Consider the following 18,495-nt stretch of genomic DNA (forward strand, 5'->3'; position numbering starts at 1 on the left):
GCGGTCGGTCGCCGGTGTCGGGACGCTGCGCTCAGTGACCGTCGGTCGTGGCGGTGAGGGCAGGCATCAGCGGCAGCCGGACCGTGAACACCGTCCGCCCCGGGGCGCTCTGCACGTCGAGGGATCCGCCGTGCGCGGTGACGATCGCGTGGGAGATGGCGAGGCCGAGCCCGGCGCCGCCACCCAGCCCGCCACCGCTGCCGGCGTCGACCGTGGGGTCCTCGTCGTCGGCCTGTCCCTCCGGGCGGGTCCGGGAGCGGGATCCGTCACCGCGGGCGAAGCGCTCGAAGAGCCGCTCGCGCAGGTCCTCGGGGATGCCGGGGCCGTCGTCGCTCACCCGGATGAGGGCGGTTCCCGGTTCCGCGTTCCCGTCCAGCGACGCGGTGACGGTGGAGCCGGCGGGGGTGTGCGCGCGGGCGTTGCCGAGCAGGTTGGTGAGGACCTGGCGCAGCCGGTCCTCGTCCCCGGTCACCTCGACGGGCTCTTCCACCTCGAGCACCCAGCGGTGCTCGGGAGAAGCGGCGTGGGCGTCGCTGAGGGCGTCGATCAGCAGCACGGCGAGGTCCACCCGCTCCTGCCGCAGGGGCTGACCGGCATCGAGCCGGGCCAGGAGCAGGAGGTCCTCGACCAGCGAGGTCATGCGCACCGCCTCGGAGGAGATGCGGGTGAGGGAACGCTGCTGCGTCGCGGTCATCGGCGCCCCCTCGGCCTGGGTGAGCTGGGCGTATCCGTGGATCGAGGCCAGCGGTGTGCGCAGCTCGTGGCTGGCGTCGGCGACGAAGCGGCGCAGGCGGTCCTCCGCGGCCTGCCGCCGCGTGAGGGCATCCTCGATGTGGTCGAGCAGGGAGTTCAGGGCTCCGCCCACCTGACCGACCTCGGTGGCGGGGTCCGTGTCGGCGGGATCGACCCGGTCCGGCAGGACCACGTCGCCGCTGGCCAGCTCCCGTTCGGAGACCCGCTGCGCGGTGCGGGCGAGGCGCCTCAGCGGGCGCAGGCTCCGGGTGATGACGAGGACGAGGCCGGCGATGACCAGGAGCAGCACCCCGCCCATGACGCCGCCGAGGGTCGCGGCGGTGGTGCGGGTGCTGTCCGTGACGTCGGCCAGGGAGCGTCCGGAGACCACGGTGCGGTCCGTGCCGTGCTCCACGGCGATGCGATAGCTGCCCAGGTCGTCCCCGAGGTCCACGCTGACGGGCCGGCGCTCGGGCAGGGTGTCGGCGGTGAGCTGGGCGATGTGCGCATCGGTGAGGGTGGAAGCGGTCCCGTCGTCGCCGATCACGGAGGCCTCCTCCACGGTGCCCTGGGCGTCGAGCACGAGGGTGAGCGTGCCGATCCGAGGAGCCGGATCTCCTCCGGAGTCGGATCCGGTGCCGGTCTGCGGCGGATTCGTCGGGGAGCCGTCGCCGCCCTCAGGGCCGGGGCCGCCGTGGGGCTGGACGGCGAGATCGAGGCCCACGAGGACCTCGCCGTCGAGCCGTTGCAGGGCCGAGGCGCGGACCGCGAGCAGGGTGGTGGTCCCGGTGACGAGGAAGGCGATCGCGACGAGGGCGCTCACCCCGATCACGAGGCGACGGCGCAGCGAGAGCGAGCGGCCCCTCATGCGGGCCGGATCGTGTAGCCGACGCCGCGGACGGTGTGGATCATCGGCTCGCCGACGGTGTCGACCTTCTTGCGCAGGTAGGAGATGTACAGCTCGACGACGCTCGACCTCCCGCCGAAGTCGTAGCTCCACACCCGGTCCAGGATCTGCGCCTTGGAGAGCACCCGGCGTGGGTTCCGCATGAGGCAGCGCAGCAGCTCGAACTCCTTGGCGGTGAGGGCGAGCGGGACTCCCCCGCGCGTGACCTCGTAGGTCTCCTCGTCCAGGGTGAGGTCGCCGACCACGAGCCGGGTGTCGCTCTGCGCCGCGGTCGCGACGTGCCGGCGCACCATGCCGCGCAGGCGGGCGATGACCTCCTCGAGGACGAAGGGCTTGGTGACGTAGTCGTCGCCGCCGGCGGAGATCCCGGCGATGCGGTCCTCGACGGCGTCCTTCGCGGTGAGGAACAGGACGGGCGTGTCGACGTGGGCGGCGCGGAGGCGCGTAAGCACCTCCATCCCGTCGATCCCGGGCATCATCACGTCCAGCACGATGACGTCGGGCTCGGTCTCCCGGATGACGGTGAGGGCCTCCTGCCCGTTCGCGGCGGTGCTGACCTCCCAGCCCTCGTTCCGCAGGGCCATGCGCAGCAGGTCGGCGAGGTAGGCCTCGTCGTCGGCGACGACGGCGCGCACCGCAGAGCCGTCCGGACGAGTCATCATCGGGGGCCGGCCACCAGGTGCCATGGTGCTCAACTCATCTCTCCTCGAGCGCGGGCGGCGCCGATCGCGCACCCGCCGATGGGGAGAAGCTACCGCGCCGTTCACAGGCGGGCGAGCGCCCCGCCGCTCTCATAGGAGATTCATAGGAAGCGCCGAGGAGTGCCATAGACGCCGTTCCTAGATTCGAGCATGTCCCCACCAGCCGGAGCGGCCGCGGGGACCGGACCTGGCCCCACCGGGACCGGCCGCCATCACCACGGGAGAGACAACTGATGAGCACGAACGCCGCACGATCGCAGAACGCCGGGACGCCCCTGTTCGAGGGTCGCCCACTGGATCGGCCCACGGAGGACGTCGAGGACCAGGGCCTCGCCTTCGACCTCGCCACCGTCGTCACCCGGCGCCGCACGCTCGGCGTGCTGGGCGCCGGAGCGGCCGCGGCCGTCCTGGCGGCCTGCGGCGGCGGCACATCCACGAGCAGCGGAGCCTCCGACTCCGGCGGGGCCGCGGCCTCCGACGCCGGCGGGAACGACGCCGCGACCTCCGGCACGGAGATGCCGACCGAGACCGCCGGCCCGTATCCCGGTGACGGCTCCAACGGCGCCGACGTCCTGGAGATCAGCGGGGTGGAGCGCAGCGACATTCGCTCGAGCATCGACGGCGGAGCGACCGCCGAGGGCGTGGCCCTCACCCTCACGATGAACATCGTCGACCTCGTCGAGGACGGTGCGGCGATGACCGGCGCCGCGGTGTACGTGTGGCACTGCGATGCGCAGGGCGGCTACTCGATGTACGGCGACGGCCTGACCGAGGAGACCTACCTGCGCGGCGTGCAGGTGGTCGGCGAGGACGGCACCGTCACCTTCACCACCATCTTCCCCGGCTGCTACACCGGGCGGTGGCCGCACATCCACTTCGAGGTCTTCCCCGACCTCTCGAGCATCACGGACGCGACCAACACGGTGCTGACCTCGCAGATCGCCCTGCCCGAGGAGGACTGCACCGCGGTGTACGCCCGCTCGGAGTACTCCGGCTCCGCGGAGAACCTGGCCCAGATCACGCTCGAGAGCGACAACGTCTTCTCCGACGGCGTGGACATGCAGCTGGCCACCATGAGCGGCGACGTCGACTCCGGCTACACGGCCACGATCGACGTGCCGATCGACACCAGCACCGCACCGGAGGTCGCCGACATGGGTGGCGGTGCGGGCGGCCCCGGTGACGGCGGGCAGCCGCCGGAGGGTGGACAGCCGCCGGCGGGAGCGCCCGACGGGCAGGCGCCGACGGATGAGGGCGCGTCGGACGGCGGCGCGTCGGACGGCGGCACGTCGGAGTCGGGGACGACCGGGCCGTGAGCGGGGTTGATCGCGCGGGGCGCACTGCGTCATGCCTTCGCGCGGCCGACGCGCCCGGGGCGCGAGGGATCGTCGCCGTCCCGCCCCCCTCAAGACCCGCATGGACGTGCTGGTCGTGGCCGACGCGGTGTCGCAGTCGACCAAGGCGAAGAATGCGGTGAAGTGGGGGAAGCCGGTGCTGACGGCGGCGGAGTTCCTGGAGCGGGTGGGGTGAGTGTCGGTGTCCAGCCTGTGGCTGATGCTGCCCCGTGAGACGTGAGACCCCTGTCGTCATTGCGTTGACGCAAAGGCGAGGACTCGATAAGTGTCATCTGTGACAGGTGCTGCAGATGTGACATCTGAGGAGAGACTATGAAGACCATCAGCACTGCCCCCATGCCTGAAGCGGCGATCGAACAGCTCGAGTCTGTCGCCGAGGCGCTGCCCGATGAGCTGCGCCACCTGCTGTTCTCGCTCGCAGCGAGCCTGCGCGAGGGTGACGACATCGTCGCGATCGGCGATGACAAGACCGTCACACCACAGTTCGCCGCGACGCAGCTCGGCATGAGCCGCACTCACCTCTACAAGCTGCTCGACAAGGGAGTCATCCCGTCCCATCGCGTGGGCCGAGATCGCCGCATCGCCGGCAAGGACCTGCTCCAGTTCGCCGCGCGACGTGATGCCGAGCGCCGCGAGTTTGCCGAGCGCTTCGCCCACCACGACGAGACTCGCACCGGGGCTGTCGAGGAGATCGCCGACCTCCTGTGACGCGGGTCCTTCCGTCGCCCCGCTGAGGCACTATGGAGGCATGTCCCGCCGAGCACGCCCCACTCTCCGCGTACTGCGGGAAGACTTGGGCGACGGATGGCCGACGCCGTTCACCCGACGCGCCATAGAGGCAGACGACATCGAAGCGATCCAGCCCCTCAACGCTCTCGACCACCCGATCCTCCAGACGGCGAGCAGCAGCTTCACGGATGACCCGGCGGACGACACCTATGTCGGCCCGATCGCCTCGGTCCGCAGCTCTCAACTCCTCGAGATCAAGAGCGGCCAATGGCGCGGCGGGGTGCTGGTCGAGCGCGACGCGTGCTGGGTGGTCGCTGCCGGGCTCGCGAAAGGCGACCACGAGGATCGAGATGACTTCTACAAGTCCCTCGAGCGGCAGGAGGAGAACGGCACGATCAGTGCGCTCCTTCCCTCTCAGGAGGATCGTCATGCGCTGAGGAAGGAGCGAGCGAGCGCGATCATCGAGGGCTGGCAGCTCGAGGTCCAGAACCTGCTCCTGGACGCCATGCGCACCGTGGCTCACGGCGGCGATGCCGAGATCTCGATTCCCTCGCCGGACCCGAAAGCGGAAGACGGTGAATGCTTTGCCAGCATCACCATCGATGTTGCTCTCCCCGAGAGCACGCCGAGGTGGTCCCGCACGTGAACCAGCTGCTGGTCCACGCCGGGAACACACCCCGGGAGCTGCTGGACCACTGCGCGGCGACGGGTATCCGCGTCCAGGCCTACTCCCCCATCGCTCATGGTGCGATCCTCGAGCATCCCGAGGTGGCGGCGATGGCCGAGCGGCACGGGGTGAGCGTGCCGCAGCTGTGCATCCGGTGCACGCTGCAGCTGGACGCCGTCCCCCTGCCGAAGACAGCGAACCCCGAGCACATGCGCGCGAACGCTGAGGTCGACTTCGAGATCACGGGCGAGGACATGGCCGCGCTGGAGCGTCTGGACGCCCGCGACTACGGCGAGCACGCCGCGTTCCCGGTGTACAGCGGAAAGTGATCTGCCCAGCTGCTCACCTGGCTCGGCCTGCGGACGCCCGAGAGACGACGCGGGTCGGCGTGCCCGGCGTCGGCAGCGCGCATGAGGTGGGCTGTGGAGCTCGGAGCGGGACCTCCCCGTCGGCCGCGACCTGGACGGCGGGCCTACACCGCGTCGTCGCGCAAGTACGCCGGCCGAGATGCGCGCGAAGACGTACCCCGCTCGTCATCTCGCCACCCCGGGCCCGCGGCCCCGTCACCCGTCGGCCGCGCCAGACCTCCGCGCCCGCAGCCGCGCCAGCCAGGACAGCAGCAGTGCCGTCTCAGCCTCCCCGAGAGCGCTCGGGTCCGCCGCGGCCAGTTCCACCACCGTCGCCACGGGGTCGCCGGAGTCGCCGTCGGCACCGGTGATCGCGGCGATGACCCCCTCGCGAACGGCCGCGGAGAGCGCAGGGTCGGGCTCGGCGAGGATGATCTGCCGCAGCGTGACTCCGATGTTCGCGACGAGGACGTGTGCCGCCGCCTGGTCGGACGGCACCACGAGCCGCCCCATGCCGGCCGCTCGGGCCGTCAGCTCGCGCAGTATCTCGCTGGGGCGGGACTGCGCCGCCGGCGAGTATCCGGGGCGGACCGTGCCGTACATGAGCGTGTAGAAGCCGGGATTCTGGAGCCCGAAGGCCACATGGGCGTCCCATCCCGCGCGGATGTCCTGGATCGGGTCCCCCGAGTGCTCCATCGCGCTCTTCTGTCCGAGATACAGGTCGAACCCGTGCTCGACGACCGCGTCGATCAGACCCTGCTTCGCGCCGAAGAAGTGATAGAGCGTCGGCATCTTCACGCCGACGGCATCGCACACGGCCCGCAACGAGAAGTCCTCGCCGGGGCTGGAGGCGATGAGCTCGGCGGCGGCGGCGATCAGCCGCTCCCGTGTACCGCTTCCCTCGTGCGCTGTCATCCTGCTACATTACCCTGCATATCGCAGCTACAGCGATATATACCCACGATATGGAGGTATCGAGATGACGGACCGGACCCTCAAGGGCAAGAACGTCCTGATCGCCGGCGGCGCGAAGAACCTCGGCGGCCTGATCGCCCGCCAGGCCGCCGAGGCCGGAGCGGACGTCGCGATCCACTACAACTCCGATGCGAGCCGGGGCGATGCCGAGGAGACCCTCGCCGCGGTGCGCGACGCCGGCAGGAACGGCGTGATCATCCAGGGCGACCTGACCGACCCCGCGAACATCGCCCGACTGTTCACGGAGGCGACCTCGGCGATCGGCACCATCGACGTCGCGGTCAACACCGTGGGCAAGGTGCTCCGCAAGCCGATCGTCGAGACCACCGAGTCGGAGTACGACGAGATGTTCGACGTCAACGCCAAGGCCGCTTACTTCTTCCTGCAGGAGGCGGGGAAGAACGTGGCCGACGACGGCAAGGTCATCACGATCGTCACCGCGCTGCTGGGGGCCTTCACCGACGGCTACTCCACCTATGCGGGCGGGAAGTCACCGGTGGAGCACTTCACGCGTGCTGCGGCCAAGGAGTTCGCGGACCGTAGGATCTCCGTGACGGCGGTGGCGCCGGGCCCGATGGACACGCCCTTCTTCTACGGCCAGGAGACCCCGGAACGGGTCGAATTCCACAAGTCGCAGGCGATGGGCGGTCAGCTCACGCAGATCGAGGACATCGCCCCGATCGTGCGCTTCCTCGCCACCGAGGGCTGGTGGATCACCGGCCAGACCCTCTTCGCCAACGGCGGCTACACCACCCGCTGAGACCCCGACGACAGGAGAGACCGATGACCCGCACGATCCCCGAGCCCGTGGCTTCATTCCTCGAGGCCGTCACCACGCAGGACCGGAGCGCGTTCACCGCATCGTTCACAACGAACCCCGTCGTGGACGACTGGGGCACGGTGTTCACAGGATTCGACGAGATCCACGCCTGGAGCGACGTCCAGTTCATCGGCTCCGCACCGACCTTCTCGGTCACGGAGGTCGAGACCGACGGCGACTCCGTCATCGTGGTCGGCGACTGGCGTTCGTCCCACGCCAACGGCCCTTCGAGCTTCCGCTTCGACCTCGAGGGGCCGAAGATCGCCAGGATGACCATCCGCGAGGGCTGAGCCCTCCGGCGCCCTCCCCCAAGGGGACGGCGCCGGAGGGCTCAGCCCTTGGTCGCCCCCGCCGTCAGCCCGGCGACGATCCACTTCGAGGCGATGCCGAAGAGCACCATCGTGGGGATCACGGTGAGCACGGCGGCGGCCGAGAGCGGACCCCACTCCACGTTGAAGCTCGTGATGAAGCCGTTCAGCGCGGTCGGGATGGTGCGCTTCTCGGCGCTGTTCAGCAGCGTCACCGACAGGAACAGCTCGTTCCAGCAGTTCACGAAGTTGAAGATGAAGGTGGCGGCCAGTCCCGGCAGCATGACCGGGAGGATGATCCGCACCAGCGCGACGAGACGGCTGCAGCCGTCGAGCATCGCCGCTTCGTCGAGCTCGTCGGGGACGTTGTCGAAGAACCCCTTGAGCATGATCGAGGAGAACGGGATGCACACGGCGACGTAGACGAGCGCCAGTCCGCCGCGATTGTCCACGAGGTCGAGGGCGACCATCATCTGGTAAAGCGGCCCGAGTGCGATGAACGCCGGGATCATCTGCGTGACGAGGAAGGCGAGCACCACGATGCCTCGTCCGCGGAAGGTGAACCGGGAGAGGACGTAGGCGGAGAGGGTGGCGATCGCCGTCGCGACGAGCGCCGCCGTGGTGGAGACCATCAGGCTCGAGAGCATGTTCTGGCCGAAGGACGACGCGGCGAACAGGGAGAGGTAGTTCTCCATGGTCGGTCGCAGCGGCAGGTACTGCACAGGATAACTGGCGATGTCGGCCGGGTTCTTGAACGAGCTGACGAGGATCCAGTACAGCGGGAAGATCGTCACCAGCAGCCACAGCGAGAGGCCTCCGGCGCGCACGATCCTCAGCGGGAGCGGGTCGCGGTGGATCATCGGGTGTTGTCCTTCGAGAGCAGGGAGAGGTAGACCGCGGCGAACAGCATGAGCAGCAGGACGATCGTCAGCCCGAGGGCGCTCGCCTCTCCGTAGTTGCCCTGCTGGGTCAGCTGGATCATCCAGGTCGTGGCGATGTGGGTCTGGTCCGCCGGGCCGCCGCCGGTCATCGCCCAGATGACGTCGGGGAAGTTGAAGATCCAGATCACCCTCAGCAAGATCGTCAGCACGAGCGTCGTGCGGATCGCGGGGATCATGACCGAGAACAGCGTGCGAGCCCTTCCCGCGCCGTCGATCGCCGCGGCCTCGAGCAGCTCGTCCGGAACGGACTGCAGGGCGGCGAGGATCATCATGGCGAAGAAGGTGACCCCGTACCAGATGTTGGCCACCACCACTGCGACCATGGCGAGGTTCGGGTCCGACAGCCATGGGACGGGCGCGTCGATAATCCCGACCTTCGTGAGGAGGTCGTTGATGACGCCGAACTCGGCGTTGAACATCCAGCGGAACAGCAGTCCGATGAGGAACCCCGAGACGGCCCACGGGTAGAAGATGAACGCCTGGTAGAGACCGCGGAAGCGGAAGGCCTTGCGCAGCCAGAGGGCGATCGTGAACCCGATGACCACCTGCGGGACGATCGAGCAGATCACCCACAGCACGGTGTTCAGCAGGATCCGCGGGAAGCTGTCGTTCCCGAGGATCGCGGCGAAGTTCTGCAGACCGACCCACGGCGTGGTCGTGAGGTCGTACAGGTTCCACTGGCGGAAGGCCATCTGGCTGCCGCGGATCATCGGGTAGTAGGTGAAGATCGCGACGAACAGGAACGCCGGGGCGAGGAAGGCGCCGATCAGCAGCGCGCTGCGACCGGTGAAGGGACGGCGCCGGGGCCGTGCCGGAGGCGCCGGATCTGACGGTCTGGTGTCGGCGGGGCGCTCCCTGACAGGAGAGGCCATTCTCAGCCCTCCGACTTCTGGGTCCAGTACTCGTTCCAGCCGGCGAGCGCGTCGGTGGTGCTCAGCGATCCGGTGAGAATCTTCTGGAGGTCGGAGTCGGAGCGCTGGCCCCATTCGGTCCACCAGGCGACGCCGCGTGGCTCCTGGCAGGAGAGATAGGTGTCGGGCGCCTCGGTCATGGTGACGTACGCCGCCCAGGGTCCGGTCGTGAAGAAGTCGTCCTCGGCGGCGGCCTGCTGGATCGGCACCAGGCTGTTCTCCTTGGCGAAGGTGGTGGAGGGTTCGCCCGAGAGCCACTGGACGAGTGCGACCGCGGCCTCCTTGTTCTCGGAGGACTCCGCGACGCCCCAGCCCGCGGTCGCCATCGGCCAGGTCGCCTTTCCGCCGGGGCCGGTGACCAGCGGCGCCACGGCCCACTGGTCCTCGGTCAGGGAGGACTGCTCGACCGCGGCGATCACCTCCGGGTCCTGGAGGAGGAAGGCGGTGGACCCGTTGGTGAAGGCCTCGACCACCTCGGGGTAGCCCCACGAGACCGAGGACTCGGGCGAGCCCTCCCGGTAGAGCTCGATGTAGAGGTCCAGCGCCTCCTGCGAGGCAGCGGAGGAGAAGATGGTCTCGCCAGACGAGAGCCGGTAGGCGTTCTCGAGGTCGAGGTCCTCAGCGTTGTAGGCCTCGAGAGCGGCGAGGGCCTGGCCGATCGCGTTGGAGGTGCCGCGGAAGGCGTAGCCGTAGCGGCCGCTTCCCGGGTCCTGGATGGCGCCGGCCTGCTCGACAAGCTCCTCCCACGTCGCCGGGGCCTCATCGAACCCGGCCTCCTCCAGCAGGTCGGGCCGGTAGTAGAGGCTGAGACCGTAGAAGCCGTAGGGGATGGCGTAGGTCTTGCCGTCCACCGACGTGGCGAAGGCGCGAGCTTGGGCGGTGAGCTCCTCGAACCCCGACCAGCCCTCGGTCTGCTCGCTCATGTCGTGCAGCCACCCGTTGTTGGTGAACGGTCCGATGGTGAGGTCGCGGACCTCGAGCACATCGACACCGGACCCCGCCTGGAGCATCTGCTGGAGCTTCTGGTCCGCCTGCTCGGTGGGAGGCGAGACCAGCTCGACGCGGACGCCCGGGGTCTCCTGCTCGTACTGGTCGAGGAGCCCGCGCAGCAGCTCCGTGCGGGATGAGCTGGTGATCGACTCGACCATCTGGAGGGTGACCGTGCCGTCGGAAGAGCCCCCTCCCCCGCCGCAGGCGGCGAGAGCGAGTGCAGTGCTGCCGGCGGCGGCACCAGCGAGGACGGTGCGGCGGCCGACGGTGTGCTTTCCGTGATTCATGAGGCGGTCCTTTCCAGGGGGAGGCTGCCGGTCATGGCGGCCAGGGTGGGGATTCCCTGCGACGCCATCGCAGCGATGTCGTCGGCAGTGGTGTAGGGGGCGGCGGAGAGGCGGAGGTATCCGACGCCGTGGAACTCGGTGAAGGCCGCGATGCAGTGCGTCGAGGTCATGAAGGGGACGCGAAGGGCATCGACCGTGTCGTGGTCCCAGCGACGGTCTCCCGTCAGACGGAACAGGCGCATCGGGGCGAAGGCATGGCCGGTGTCCGCGACCGGGTCGAGGACGCCGACCGCCTCGAGCGCCTGTCCGATCTCGCGTTCGGCGAGGCGCATCATCGCGGCGGCGTGCTCTCGGATCCGGTCCCAGCCGAGCTCCCGCTGGAGGTGGTCGAAGGCGGTGCTCGCGGCGAACCAGGCGGTGACGTCGACGGTCCCCTGGTGGTCGAAGCGGTCGGGGAAGGGCAGATGGCCTCCCCAGGAGTCCACCAGCGGGTACAGGTCGAGGTCGGGGTTGTTGCGCACGAGCACGGCGGTGCCGCGCGGGGCGCACCAGAACTTGTGAAGGTTGCCGATCCACACATCCGCCTCGCGGATCACCGGGTCCTCGAGCGCGCCGGGGGCGTGGGCGCCGTCGATGAGGACGAGAGCGCCGTGACGATGCGCGATTCTCGTCGCCTCGCGGGCGGGCATGCGGCGCGCGGTCGCCGAGGTGACCTGGTCGAGGACCAGCAGATCTGTCTGATGGGTCGCCAGGTGGTCGGCGATGCGCTCGAGAACCTCCTCATCGCTCGCCTCGAGCGGCAGCGCGATCTCGCGGTAGTCCCCGCCGGTCTCACGGGCGAGCCGTTCGGCGCCCATCGACACCGCCCCATAGCCGTGGTCCGTCACGGCCACGTGGACGCGGCTCCTGCGCTGGGCGAGGTTGCGGAACAGCACGGACGCTCCCGCGCTGGCGTTCGCCACCAGCACCGTGTCGTCGGCGGGCGCGTGAAGGCGCTCGGCCAGCTCGTCCCGGACGCCCGGCAGGCGCTCGGCGAGAGTGCTGAACCAGCGCACCGGATTGGACTCCATCTCCCGGCGACGCTCCTGCTGCACCGTGAGGACCGCGCGCGGCACGGCCCCGAAGGACCCGTGGTTGAGGTGGTGGAAGGAGGCGTCGAGGTCCCAGAGCTCCCGGGCCGGACGTCCCTCCGTCGTCCTCAGCTCGCTGTCGTCCATGCTCACCCTTCGTGCTGGGAGGTGCGTCCTCGAACGTGACCACCCCCGCGGATCTGTCAGACAGATCATGCACCCCGCTGCGCGCCGAACCCGCCTGACCGCAGAGTCCGTTACCGTACTGTCACAGATCCATCAGACAGATCGGGAGGATCGATGACAGGGACGTCCCAGGTCGACAAGGCGTTCGACGGCCTGCGCCGCATGATCTCCTCCGGGGCGATCGCACCGGGCCAGCGGCTCCCCAGCGAGCAGGAGCTGTGCAGCGAGCTCGACGTGTCCCGCAGCTCCCTGCGGGAGGCGCAGAAGATGCTCGGCTTCGCCGGAGTGCTCACCTCCCGCACGGGGGCGGGCACCTTCGTCTCGGATCTCTCGGCCGAGAGCGTCATGGCGGGGCTCTCAGTGACCGTGCCGCTGATCCCGCTGGACGAGTACCTGGGTCTGTTCGAGATCCGACAGCTCCTCGAGGGGCATGCCGCCGCCCAGGCCGCGGCACGGTTCACGGCCGACCAGCGCGCGGAGCTGGCGGCGATCGCCGAGGAGCTCGCCGCCCGCTCCTGGGAGGACGACGGAGCCGCTCTCGACGACGCCTTCCACGACCTGCTCGTCACCGGCGCGGAGAACGGCGCCATCGCGGCGCTGCTCAAGGCCATGCGCCAGCGCGGTCGCCACTACCGGGTGTTCGAGCACGACGAGGCGATCGAGCTCAAGCGCACCAGCGACGCCGAGCATCAGCGCATCGCCCGGGCCGTCCTCGACGGCGATCCCGTGCAGGCCCAGCTCGAGGCGATGGCACACATCCGCACCACGAGCGGGTGGCTCCAGGGCCTGCGGCCCGTGCCGGAGCCCTGAGACGGGGCCGCTTCACCGATCGCGGCCGCACCGAATCCTGGGCCATCGTCGACGACCCGGCCCGCGCCGTCCGCACCGCGTCCTGACCATCGTCGCCGCATCGACACGGACAAGGCCGTCGCCGCCGTCGCAGCGCGGCGCCCTCCACCCGGCAGGCGAGGATCTCACCGCGGCCACCGGGATCGCGCGGTGCAGTGCCCGCCACCGAGCTCGAGGCGAGGACTGACGCGGACGACACGGCAGCGCCCCGAGGACGATCGCCGCCCCCAGGCCGCGGATCGACGCGCTCGGCTCGAGCGGCTGGGCGCCTCAGACCGCGATGCCGACACGGTCGAGGACGACGGGGAACAGTCCCACCATGGTCAGCGTCCAGAGGGCGTGGACGAAGAGCGCCCCGCCGAGAGAGCCCGAGGTCTCGCGGGCCCACATCGCCACCGGTCCCAGCAGGAGCGCCATCGCCGCGAGAGCGGGGCTGCCGGTGCACAACGTGACAAGGGCGTACACCGCAGTGGGGAGCACCCACCGGGCCGGGCCGGTGAGCAGCCGAGGCAGCGCGCCGCGGAAGAACACCTCTTCGGCCGCGCCCGCCAGGAGCGCGATCGCGAGCACACCCCACCGTCCGTCGGCCGCTGCAGCGACGGGACCGGCCACCCACGGGGCAGTGGCCGGGACGCCGGCGAGGACCAGACCGCCCGCCAAAGAGGCCGCGGCCAGGCCGACGCCCACGGCGGCCACCGCGACCACAGGCGCGCGCCCCGGGCCCCGCCGGACGACGTCCGAAGGTGCCAGGCGCATGATCAGCACTCCGCCGACGATCCAGGTCAGGGCGACTCCCAGTGCCCATCCGGCGACGGTCCCCGGCCCCTCCCCCTCGGCGCGCAGCGACGCGGCCAGGAGCGGCGCAGCCACCACGACGGCGAGGCCGGCCACCCACCACGCGCCGAACCGGGACGCGGGGTGATCGGGACTCATGCGCCCAGCGTACGAGGCCGTTCGCCGCGTCGGGGCGCGGCGAATCCTGTCCAAGGGCTCCGGCACGTATGCATCTGCAGCACAGCTCGCGGCACGGGAGCACGGCCACGGAGGTAGAGCATGCGCGTTCTGGTCATCGGAGCCCGAGGGGGGTACGTGGGGAGCCGGGTGACCCCCGCACTGCTGGAGGACGGACACCAGGTGGTCGCCGGCGCCCGGGATCTCCGCAAGCTGGATGCCTTCTGGTGGAGCGACGCCGTCGACCGGGTCGAGCTGGAGTGACCGAGGACGAATCGGTGCGTGCGGTATTCGCCGCGCACACGTCGCTCGAGGCAGTGAGCCAGCCCAGAGTCACCGCCGCTGCCTTGGGAGGTTGGGCTCACCGATGGGGCAACGCCCCGACACGAGGTGTCCTACCTGGCTAGGTGGTGGCGGCTCGGCGGGTTTGCTCCAGCACGGGAAACGGTGATCGCTGCGCTTCGCAGAGCGGTTTGCGCGCAGGCATCAATGAGATCCTCTTCAGCCGCATTCGCGGTCAACGGGACTGCTGCACAAGCTGGTGACACCTCAACCGGACACATCTGTCACCTTGAGTACCACCCTGCGTAACAGCTACGGGGCCGTAGGCTCCCCCGTCACACAGGGTCCACGACGGCACTTTCGGGACACATATGCGCCGTGGGGTATACCCCAGGGAGACACTATGGACCCGAGGGGTCGGGTCCCCTGGGATCGGTGTCAGTTGGCGAACCGCACGAACGCTCGCCCGGGCACACCATCGCCGAGCTGCGCGAAGCCCAGCGACTCGTAGAAGGCTTTCTGCTCGCGCTCCTCGTCGGTGATCAGGACGTGTTGGCGCACGGCGCTGAACGGAGCGAAGGCTTCACGCACAAGTCGCCCGCCCACACCCAGCCGCCGGGCATCGGGGCTCACGAGCACATCTTGGAGATAGCAAATGGTGGCGCCGTCACCTATCACTCTCGCCAGCCCGACGAGCGAACGATCAACGCGGGCGACAACCACACGGAGAGAACCGCGCAGACCGCTCATGAGCGCGTCGAGGTCCCGCGTATAGGCGCTCCAGCCGACGGACGCGTAGAGCGTCTCCACCTCGGTGGCGCTCGGTAGGTCCGTCTCAGTGCAGGCGGCAATCGTGACAGCGTTCATGCCCCGACGCTAGCGCAGCCCAAGCGGGCAGCTACGGGGCCGATTGCGGAGCAGCCTTCTGACGCGCGGCGGTCCGCAGAGACGAAGCATCAATGCGGGCCGCGCGGCCGTGGGGACTGATGCGCGGGTAGGTGTCACGTGATCGGGGCAGCTGCGCGGATAGGTGACTCATGCGCAGGCGGCACCCCAACTCGACACTTGTGTCGCTTTGGGGATCACTCTGAGCAACAGCTGCGAACGAGCGGCGTTGCCTCGTGCTCGCTTCCTTCTCTCCAGTCAATCGGCGTCGATCAGTTAGCTCCGAGCCTTGACGTTGCTACGGTGAGGCTGTGACCCGTAACCCGCTGCTCGAGACCCTGCGCGCCTTCATGACCGAACGAGACTGGGGTCAGTTCCACTCACCCGAGAACCTCGCCAAGTCCATTGCGATCGAAGCAGGCGAACTGCTCGAGTGCTACCAGTGGAACGCCGATGTCGATCGCGACGAAGTCGCCGACGAATTGGCGGACGTCCTGACCTATGCACTGCTCCTCGCGGACAAACTCAATCTGGACCCCGAGCAGATCATCCGCGCGAAGCTCGAGCGCACCGGCCAGAAGTATCCCGTCGAGAAGGCAAAGGGGCGGAGCACGAAGTATGACCGCCTTTGAGATCGAGGAGCTCCGCTTCACGCCGGAGTCCGTGGAGGAGACCCGAGCTCGGCTCCCCCGGTTCTCGAACTGGCCGGTTGTGTACCTCCTCGAGGACGGCCGCGACATCTACGTCGGCGAGACCGGGAGCGCGGATCGCCGCATCCGCCAGCACCTGAAGTCCGAGCAGAAGGAGCACCTGCGCGAGGTCCGGATCGTCTTCGACGAGCGGTTCAATGGCTCTGCATGCCTGGACCTCGAGTCCCTCCTGATCCGTCTTCTCGGAGGTGACGGGAAGTACGAGGTCCTGAACCGCAACGAGGGCATCACTAACCAGGACTACTTCCAGCGCAGCGAGTACAACGACACGTTCAAGGAGATCTTCGAGGAGCTCCGCTCCCGTGGCTACTTCGAGCGGTCGATCCCCGAGATCGAGAACTCCGACCTCTTCAAGCTCTCCCCTTACAAGGCGCTCAACACCGAGCAGGGCGTCGCCGTGCTCGACATCATGGAGGGCCTCGTCCAGGACCTGCACAACCCAGAGGTACGCACCCTTGCTGCGATTCAAGGGGATCCAGGCACGGGAAAAACCATCGTCGGCATCTACCTCATGAAGCTCATGCGGGATCTCGCTAGTTTCGACCCGACCGACGAGGTCGAAGGCGACTCGATGTTCTCCGACCTCTTCGTCGAGGGGAACCGTGAGCTCTTCACCGGGCTCCGAATCGGCCTCGTCATCCCCCAGAAGTCCCTGCGGAAATCGATCAGCCGGGTTTTCCGGAAGGTGCCGGCGCTCCGGGATGCACTGGTGCTCACGCCCTATGAGGTCGCAGACGCCGAAGAGGACTTCGATGTCATCGTGGTCGACGAGGCTCACCGGCTCACCCAGCGCGGCGCCCAGGCTCACGGGACGCTCACCAAGCGGTACCGGGAGACGACGCTTCGGCTCTTCGGTGAAGATGATCTGGCGATCAACCAGCTCGACTGGATCCGTCGGCGTTCGCGCCACACCATACTGCTGCTGGACACCGCGCAGAGCGTGAGACCGATCGACATCGAACCTGAAGTCTTCGAGCGCGTGATCGACGAAGCCCGCGCGCACAAGCGCCTGTACCAGCTCGACACACAGATGCGGGTGAAGGGCGGCAAGACGTACCTCGAGTTCGCCCGAGCTCTCCTCTCCGACACTCCGCCTCGGGCTGTTCCCGACCTCGAGGACTACGAGTTCGAACTGTTCAACGACCTCGCGGCGATGCACCAACGGATCCGCGAGCGCGACGAGGAGCACGGATTGGCCCGGCTCGTCGCCGGCTACGCATGGAAGTGGCGCAGCAGGAAGAAGAGCGGTTTGCACGACATCGAGCTCGACGGTGTTGCCCTCGATTGGAACGTCTCCGACGTCGACTGGATCGCCTCGAAGACGTCCCTCGAAGAAGTCGGTTCTATCCACACCGTGCAGGGCTACGACCTCAATTACGCGGGCGTCATCATCGGCGGCGACCTGCGCATCGATCCGGAGACTGGGTTGCTCGTCGCTGACAAGAAGAATTACTTCGACGCCAAGGGCAAGGCGAACAACTCCATGCGCGGGCAGACGACGTCCGACGAGGATCTGCTTCGCTATATCGTCAATGTGTACCGCGTGTTGCTCACCCGAGGGATGCGGGGGACTTACCTATATATCGTCGACCCCCTGTTGCGGCGGCGAGTTCAACTGACTCTGCGGGGGCGAAAGCGAACTGCATGATGCCTGGACATTGTGAGTGCATTCGCGGACGTGAGTAGTCGGGGACCTAGCGGCGCAGGCGGTGGGGATTGATGCGCCAGAATGTCAGCGAGACTTCTATCCGCGCATCGATCTGATCGACCGAGTTGCTGACAGGCCGTGGTAGATGAGCCTCGAACTGTCCTCGCGTTGGCCGACTCGCACGAGACGTCAACGTCGGGTTGTAGGGTGCCTTGAGGTGGAGGCTGGCCTTATGCGCGACCTTCCCTTGCCCGCCGAGATCACCTGTTCTTCCGGCGTACGCTCAACTCGCTCGCGGCAACTCAAACCGCCGTCCGGACCCGAGACCGAAGACCTAAACGGCGCCACCAAGGAGTGTCCAGGTCCTGCACTTCCTTCCGCACAGCCCGGAGCTCTGCCAGCACCTCGAGCTGTGCGCTCTGGACGGCGCTGCCCGTCTCGATGACTTCCTCTTCGAGCTCCCGCAGTCGCAGGTCGATGGCATCCATCCGCTCGTCCAACAGCTCTCCATGCGTTCGACTCTCCGGGAGTGTTCTCTGAAAGCCTCGTCGCAGAAGCGCGATAACGACCGCTCCGACGACAGCGATGCCAATCGTCATGGCGTAGAACCATTCCGGGATGTGGTCCTGCGTCGAGAAGGTCAGCGCAACCAGCGCACCGACCAAGCTCGTGATGACGTATCCGAGCCCATCGACCAGAGCATGCAACATGTCCTTGAGAATCCCCATCCTCTGATTCTGCCTGAGCGTACGCTACGCCCGATGACGTTCTCATCGAGCAGGGGGAGACCTAGTACTATCTGATCGGCAAGTATCCGCTACACGCGACCGAGTGGCGTGACGGACGTCGGTCCCCATCCCTCAATCCCGCCGTCCACCACGCGCGGCCCGCTCAGTCCGCTTCCAGCACGAACGCCCCTGAGTCGTCGGCGAACAAGGCGGTCTGCCCCGGCCTCGCACCACGCAGGAACTCGCCCACGAAGGGGAATCGGTCGCAGAAGGTGCTGACGGACAGGACCTCGTGGTTGCTCGACTCCGCCATGTACTCCTCCGATTCGAGCCCGGTGGCCGAGTGGACCTCCCCACCGGTGAACGTCACCCACCGCGGAGGATGCTCGGCGTGCGGCGTCGAGAGGAAGACGGGCATCGTCTCGGTGAGTCCGGCGGCGGCGCCCCAGCGGGAACGCGTACCCCGAGCGCGATGAGTACGTCCGCGGTGCTGCCATGCTGCATGCTCCTCCCCTC

Annotated in this window: 21 protein-coding genes; 10 read left to right on the top strand and 11 right to left on the bottom strand. The window is 68.5% G+C overall.

The features are described 5' to 3' along the window. Positions 1–31: 31 nt before the first annotated feature. On the bottom strand, positions 32–1,600 hold the full coding sequence (locus VF289_RS03365) for a HAMP domain-containing sensor histidine kinase (protein WP_330881075.1): 1,569 nt from the start codon (positions 1,598–1,600) through the stop codon (positions 32–34). Continuing rightward, the gene (locus VF289_RS03370; RefSeq protein ID WP_330881130.1) at positions 1,597–2,325 is read right to left on the bottom strand and encodes a response regulator transcription factor; all 729 of its coding nucleotides are present in this window, start codon (positions 2,323–2,325) and stop codon (positions 1,597–1,599) included. Before VF289_RS03370 ends, VF289_RS03365 begins: the two co-directional genes overlap by 4 nt. Before the next feature lie 248 nt (positions 2,326–2,573). Between VF289_RS03370 and VF289_RS03375 the strand changes: the two genes are divergently transcribed. From VF289_RS03375 to VF289_RS03390, 4 genes are all read left to right on the top strand, one after another. Then, a complete protein-coding gene (locus tag VF289_RS03375; RefSeq protein ID WP_330881077.1) occupies positions 2,574–3,656 on the top strand; it encodes a 3,4-dioxygenase subunit beta in 1,083 nt (360 codons plus the stop codon). A gap of 351 nt (positions 3,657–4,007) precedes the next feature. Then, on the top strand, positions 4,008–4,403 hold the full coding sequence (locus VF289_RS03380) for a helix-turn-helix domain-containing protein (protein ID WP_330881078.1): 396 nt from the start codon (positions 4,008–4,010) through the stop codon (positions 4,401–4,403). Positions 4,404–4,443: 40 nt separating this feature from the next. After that, a complete protein-coding gene (locus tag VF289_RS03385; protein ID WP_330881079.1) occupies positions 4,444–5,070 on the top strand; it encodes a hypothetical protein in 627 nt (208 codons plus the stop codon). Beyond that, positions 5,067–5,420, top strand: coding sequence for an aldo/keto reductase (locus VF289_RS03390; RefSeq protein ID WP_330881081.1), 354 nt, complete (start codon positions 5,067–5,069; stop codon positions 5,418–5,420). Before VF289_RS03385 ends, VF289_RS03390 begins: the two co-directional genes overlap by 4 nt. A 234-nt stretch (positions 5,421–5,654) precedes the next feature. Here the strand turns inward: VF289_RS03390 and VF289_RS03395 are convergent, their stop codons facing one another. Beyond that, entirely contained in the window at positions 5,655–6,353 is a 699-nt protein-coding gene (locus VF289_RS03395; protein WP_330881083.1) for a TetR/AcrR family transcriptional regulator, read from the bottom strand. A 64-nt stretch (positions 6,354–6,417) separates the two neighbouring features. On the opposite strand from VF289_RS03395, the gene VF289_RS03400 reads away from it, so the two are divergent. Together VF289_RS03400 and VF289_RS03405 are read left to right on the top strand one after the other, a co-directional pair. Beyond that, positions 6,418–7,173, top strand: coding sequence for an SDR family oxidoreductase (locus VF289_RS03400; RefSeq protein WP_330881085.1), 756 nt, complete (start codon positions 6,418–6,420; stop codon positions 7,171–7,173). A gap of 23 nt (positions 7,174–7,196) precedes the next feature. Next, positions 7,197–7,523 (top strand): nuclear transport factor 2 family protein, encoded by a 327-nt coding sequence (locus VF289_RS03405; protein WP_330881087.1) that lies wholly within the window; start codon positions 7,197–7,199, stop codon positions 7,521–7,523. Between the two features lie 41 nt (positions 7,524–7,564). Here VF289_RS03405 and VF289_RS03410 read toward each other — a convergent pair whose 3' ends face one another. The 4 genes from VF289_RS03410 to VF289_RS03425 are packed head-to-tail and all read right to left on the bottom strand — an operon-like array spanning position 7,565 to position 11,887. Beyond that, positions 7,565–8,401, bottom strand: a complete 837-nt coding sequence (locus VF289_RS03410) for a carbohydrate ABC transporter permease (RefSeq protein WP_330881089.1) — start codon at positions 8,399–8,401, stop codon at positions 7,565–7,567. Then, positions 8,398–9,354 carry a sugar ABC transporter permease gene (locus VF289_RS03415; RefSeq protein WP_330881090.1) on the bottom strand — a complete coding sequence of 319 codons (957 nt, stop codon included), beginning with the start codon at positions 9,352–9,354 and terminating at the stop codon, positions 8,398–8,400. The genes VF289_RS03410 and VF289_RS03415 overlap by 4 nt, the downstream gene beginning before the upstream one ends. 2 nt (positions 9,355–9,356) lie before the next feature. After that, positions 9,357–10,670 (bottom strand): sugar ABC transporter substrate-binding protein, encoded by a 1,314-nt coding sequence (locus tag VF289_RS03420; RefSeq protein ID WP_330881091.1) that lies wholly within the window; start codon positions 10,668–10,670, stop codon positions 9,357–9,359. Beyond that, complete coding sequence (locus tag VF289_RS03425; RefSeq protein ID WP_330881093.1) at positions 10,667–11,887, bottom strand: aminotransferase class V-fold PLP-dependent enzyme; 1,221 nt, start codon at positions 11,885–11,887, stop codon at positions 10,667–10,669. Before VF289_RS03425 ends, VF289_RS03420 begins: the two co-directional genes overlap by 4 nt. Positions 11,888–12,040: 153 nt before the next feature. On the opposite strand from VF289_RS03425, the gene VF289_RS03430 reads away from it, so the two are divergent. Further along, positions 12,041–12,736 (top strand): FadR/GntR family transcriptional regulator, encoded by a 696-nt coding sequence (locus VF289_RS03430; protein WP_330881095.1) that lies wholly within the window; start codon positions 12,041–12,043, stop codon positions 12,734–12,736. A gap of 309 nt (positions 12,737–13,045) precedes the next feature. Here the strand turns inward: VF289_RS03430 and VF289_RS03435 are convergent, their stop codons facing one another. Continuing rightward, positions 13,046–13,708, bottom strand: coding sequence for a type II CAAX prenyl endopeptidase Rce1 family protein (locus VF289_RS03435; RefSeq protein ID WP_330881097.1), 663 nt, complete (start codon positions 13,706–13,708; stop codon positions 13,046–13,048). 120 nt (positions 13,709–13,828) lie between these two features. On the opposite strand from VF289_RS03435, the gene VF289_RS03440 reads away from it, so the two are divergent. Beyond that, positions 13,829–13,990, top strand: a complete 162-nt coding sequence (locus VF289_RS03440; protein WP_330881099.1) for a hypothetical protein — start codon at positions 13,829–13,831, stop codon at positions 13,988–13,990. Positions 13,991–14,446: 456 nt separating this feature from the next. Here the strand turns inward: VF289_RS03440 and VF289_RS03445 are convergent, their stop codons facing one another. Beyond that, positions 14,447–14,875 (bottom strand): GNAT family N-acetyltransferase, encoded by a 429-nt coding sequence (locus tag VF289_RS03445; RefSeq protein ID WP_330881101.1) that lies wholly within the window; start codon positions 14,873–14,875, stop codon positions 14,447–14,449. A 329-nt stretch (positions 14,876–15,204) separates the two neighbouring features. Between VF289_RS03445 and VF289_RS03450 the strand changes: the two genes are divergently transcribed. Together VF289_RS03450 and VF289_RS03455 are read left to right on the top strand one after the other, a co-directional pair. Then, on the top strand, positions 15,205–15,525 hold the full coding sequence (locus VF289_RS03450; protein ID WP_330881103.1) for a nucleotide pyrophosphohydrolase: 321 nt from the start codon (positions 15,205–15,207) through the stop codon (positions 15,523–15,525). Further along, complete coding sequence (locus tag VF289_RS03455; RefSeq protein ID WP_330881105.1) at positions 15,512–17,251, top strand: DNA/RNA helicase domain-containing protein; 1,740 nt, start codon at positions 15,512–15,514, stop codon at positions 17,249–17,251. Before VF289_RS03450 ends, VF289_RS03455 begins: the two co-directional genes overlap by 14 nt. Positions 17,252–17,553: 302 nt before the next feature. Here the strand turns inward: VF289_RS03455 and VF289_RS03460 are convergent, their stop codons facing one another. Together VF289_RS03460 and VF289_RS03465 are read right to left on the bottom strand one after the other, a co-directional pair. Further along, positions 17,554–17,979: a hypothetical protein gene (locus VF289_RS03460; protein WP_330881107.1), complete on the bottom strand. Its 426-nt coding sequence runs from the start codon at positions 17,977–17,979 to the stop codon at positions 17,554–17,556. A gap of 163 nt (positions 17,980–18,142) precedes the next feature. Then, positions 18,143–18,397 (bottom strand): hypothetical protein, encoded by a 255-nt coding sequence (locus tag VF289_RS03465; protein WP_330881109.1) that lies wholly within the window; start codon positions 18,395–18,397, stop codon positions 18,143–18,145. Between the last annotated feature and the right edge of the window lie 98 nt (positions 18,398–18,495).

Source organism: Brachybacterium sp., assembly GCF_036379615.1.
GTDB lineage: Bacteria > Actinomycetota > Actinomycetes > Actinomycetales > Dermabacteraceae > Brachybacterium.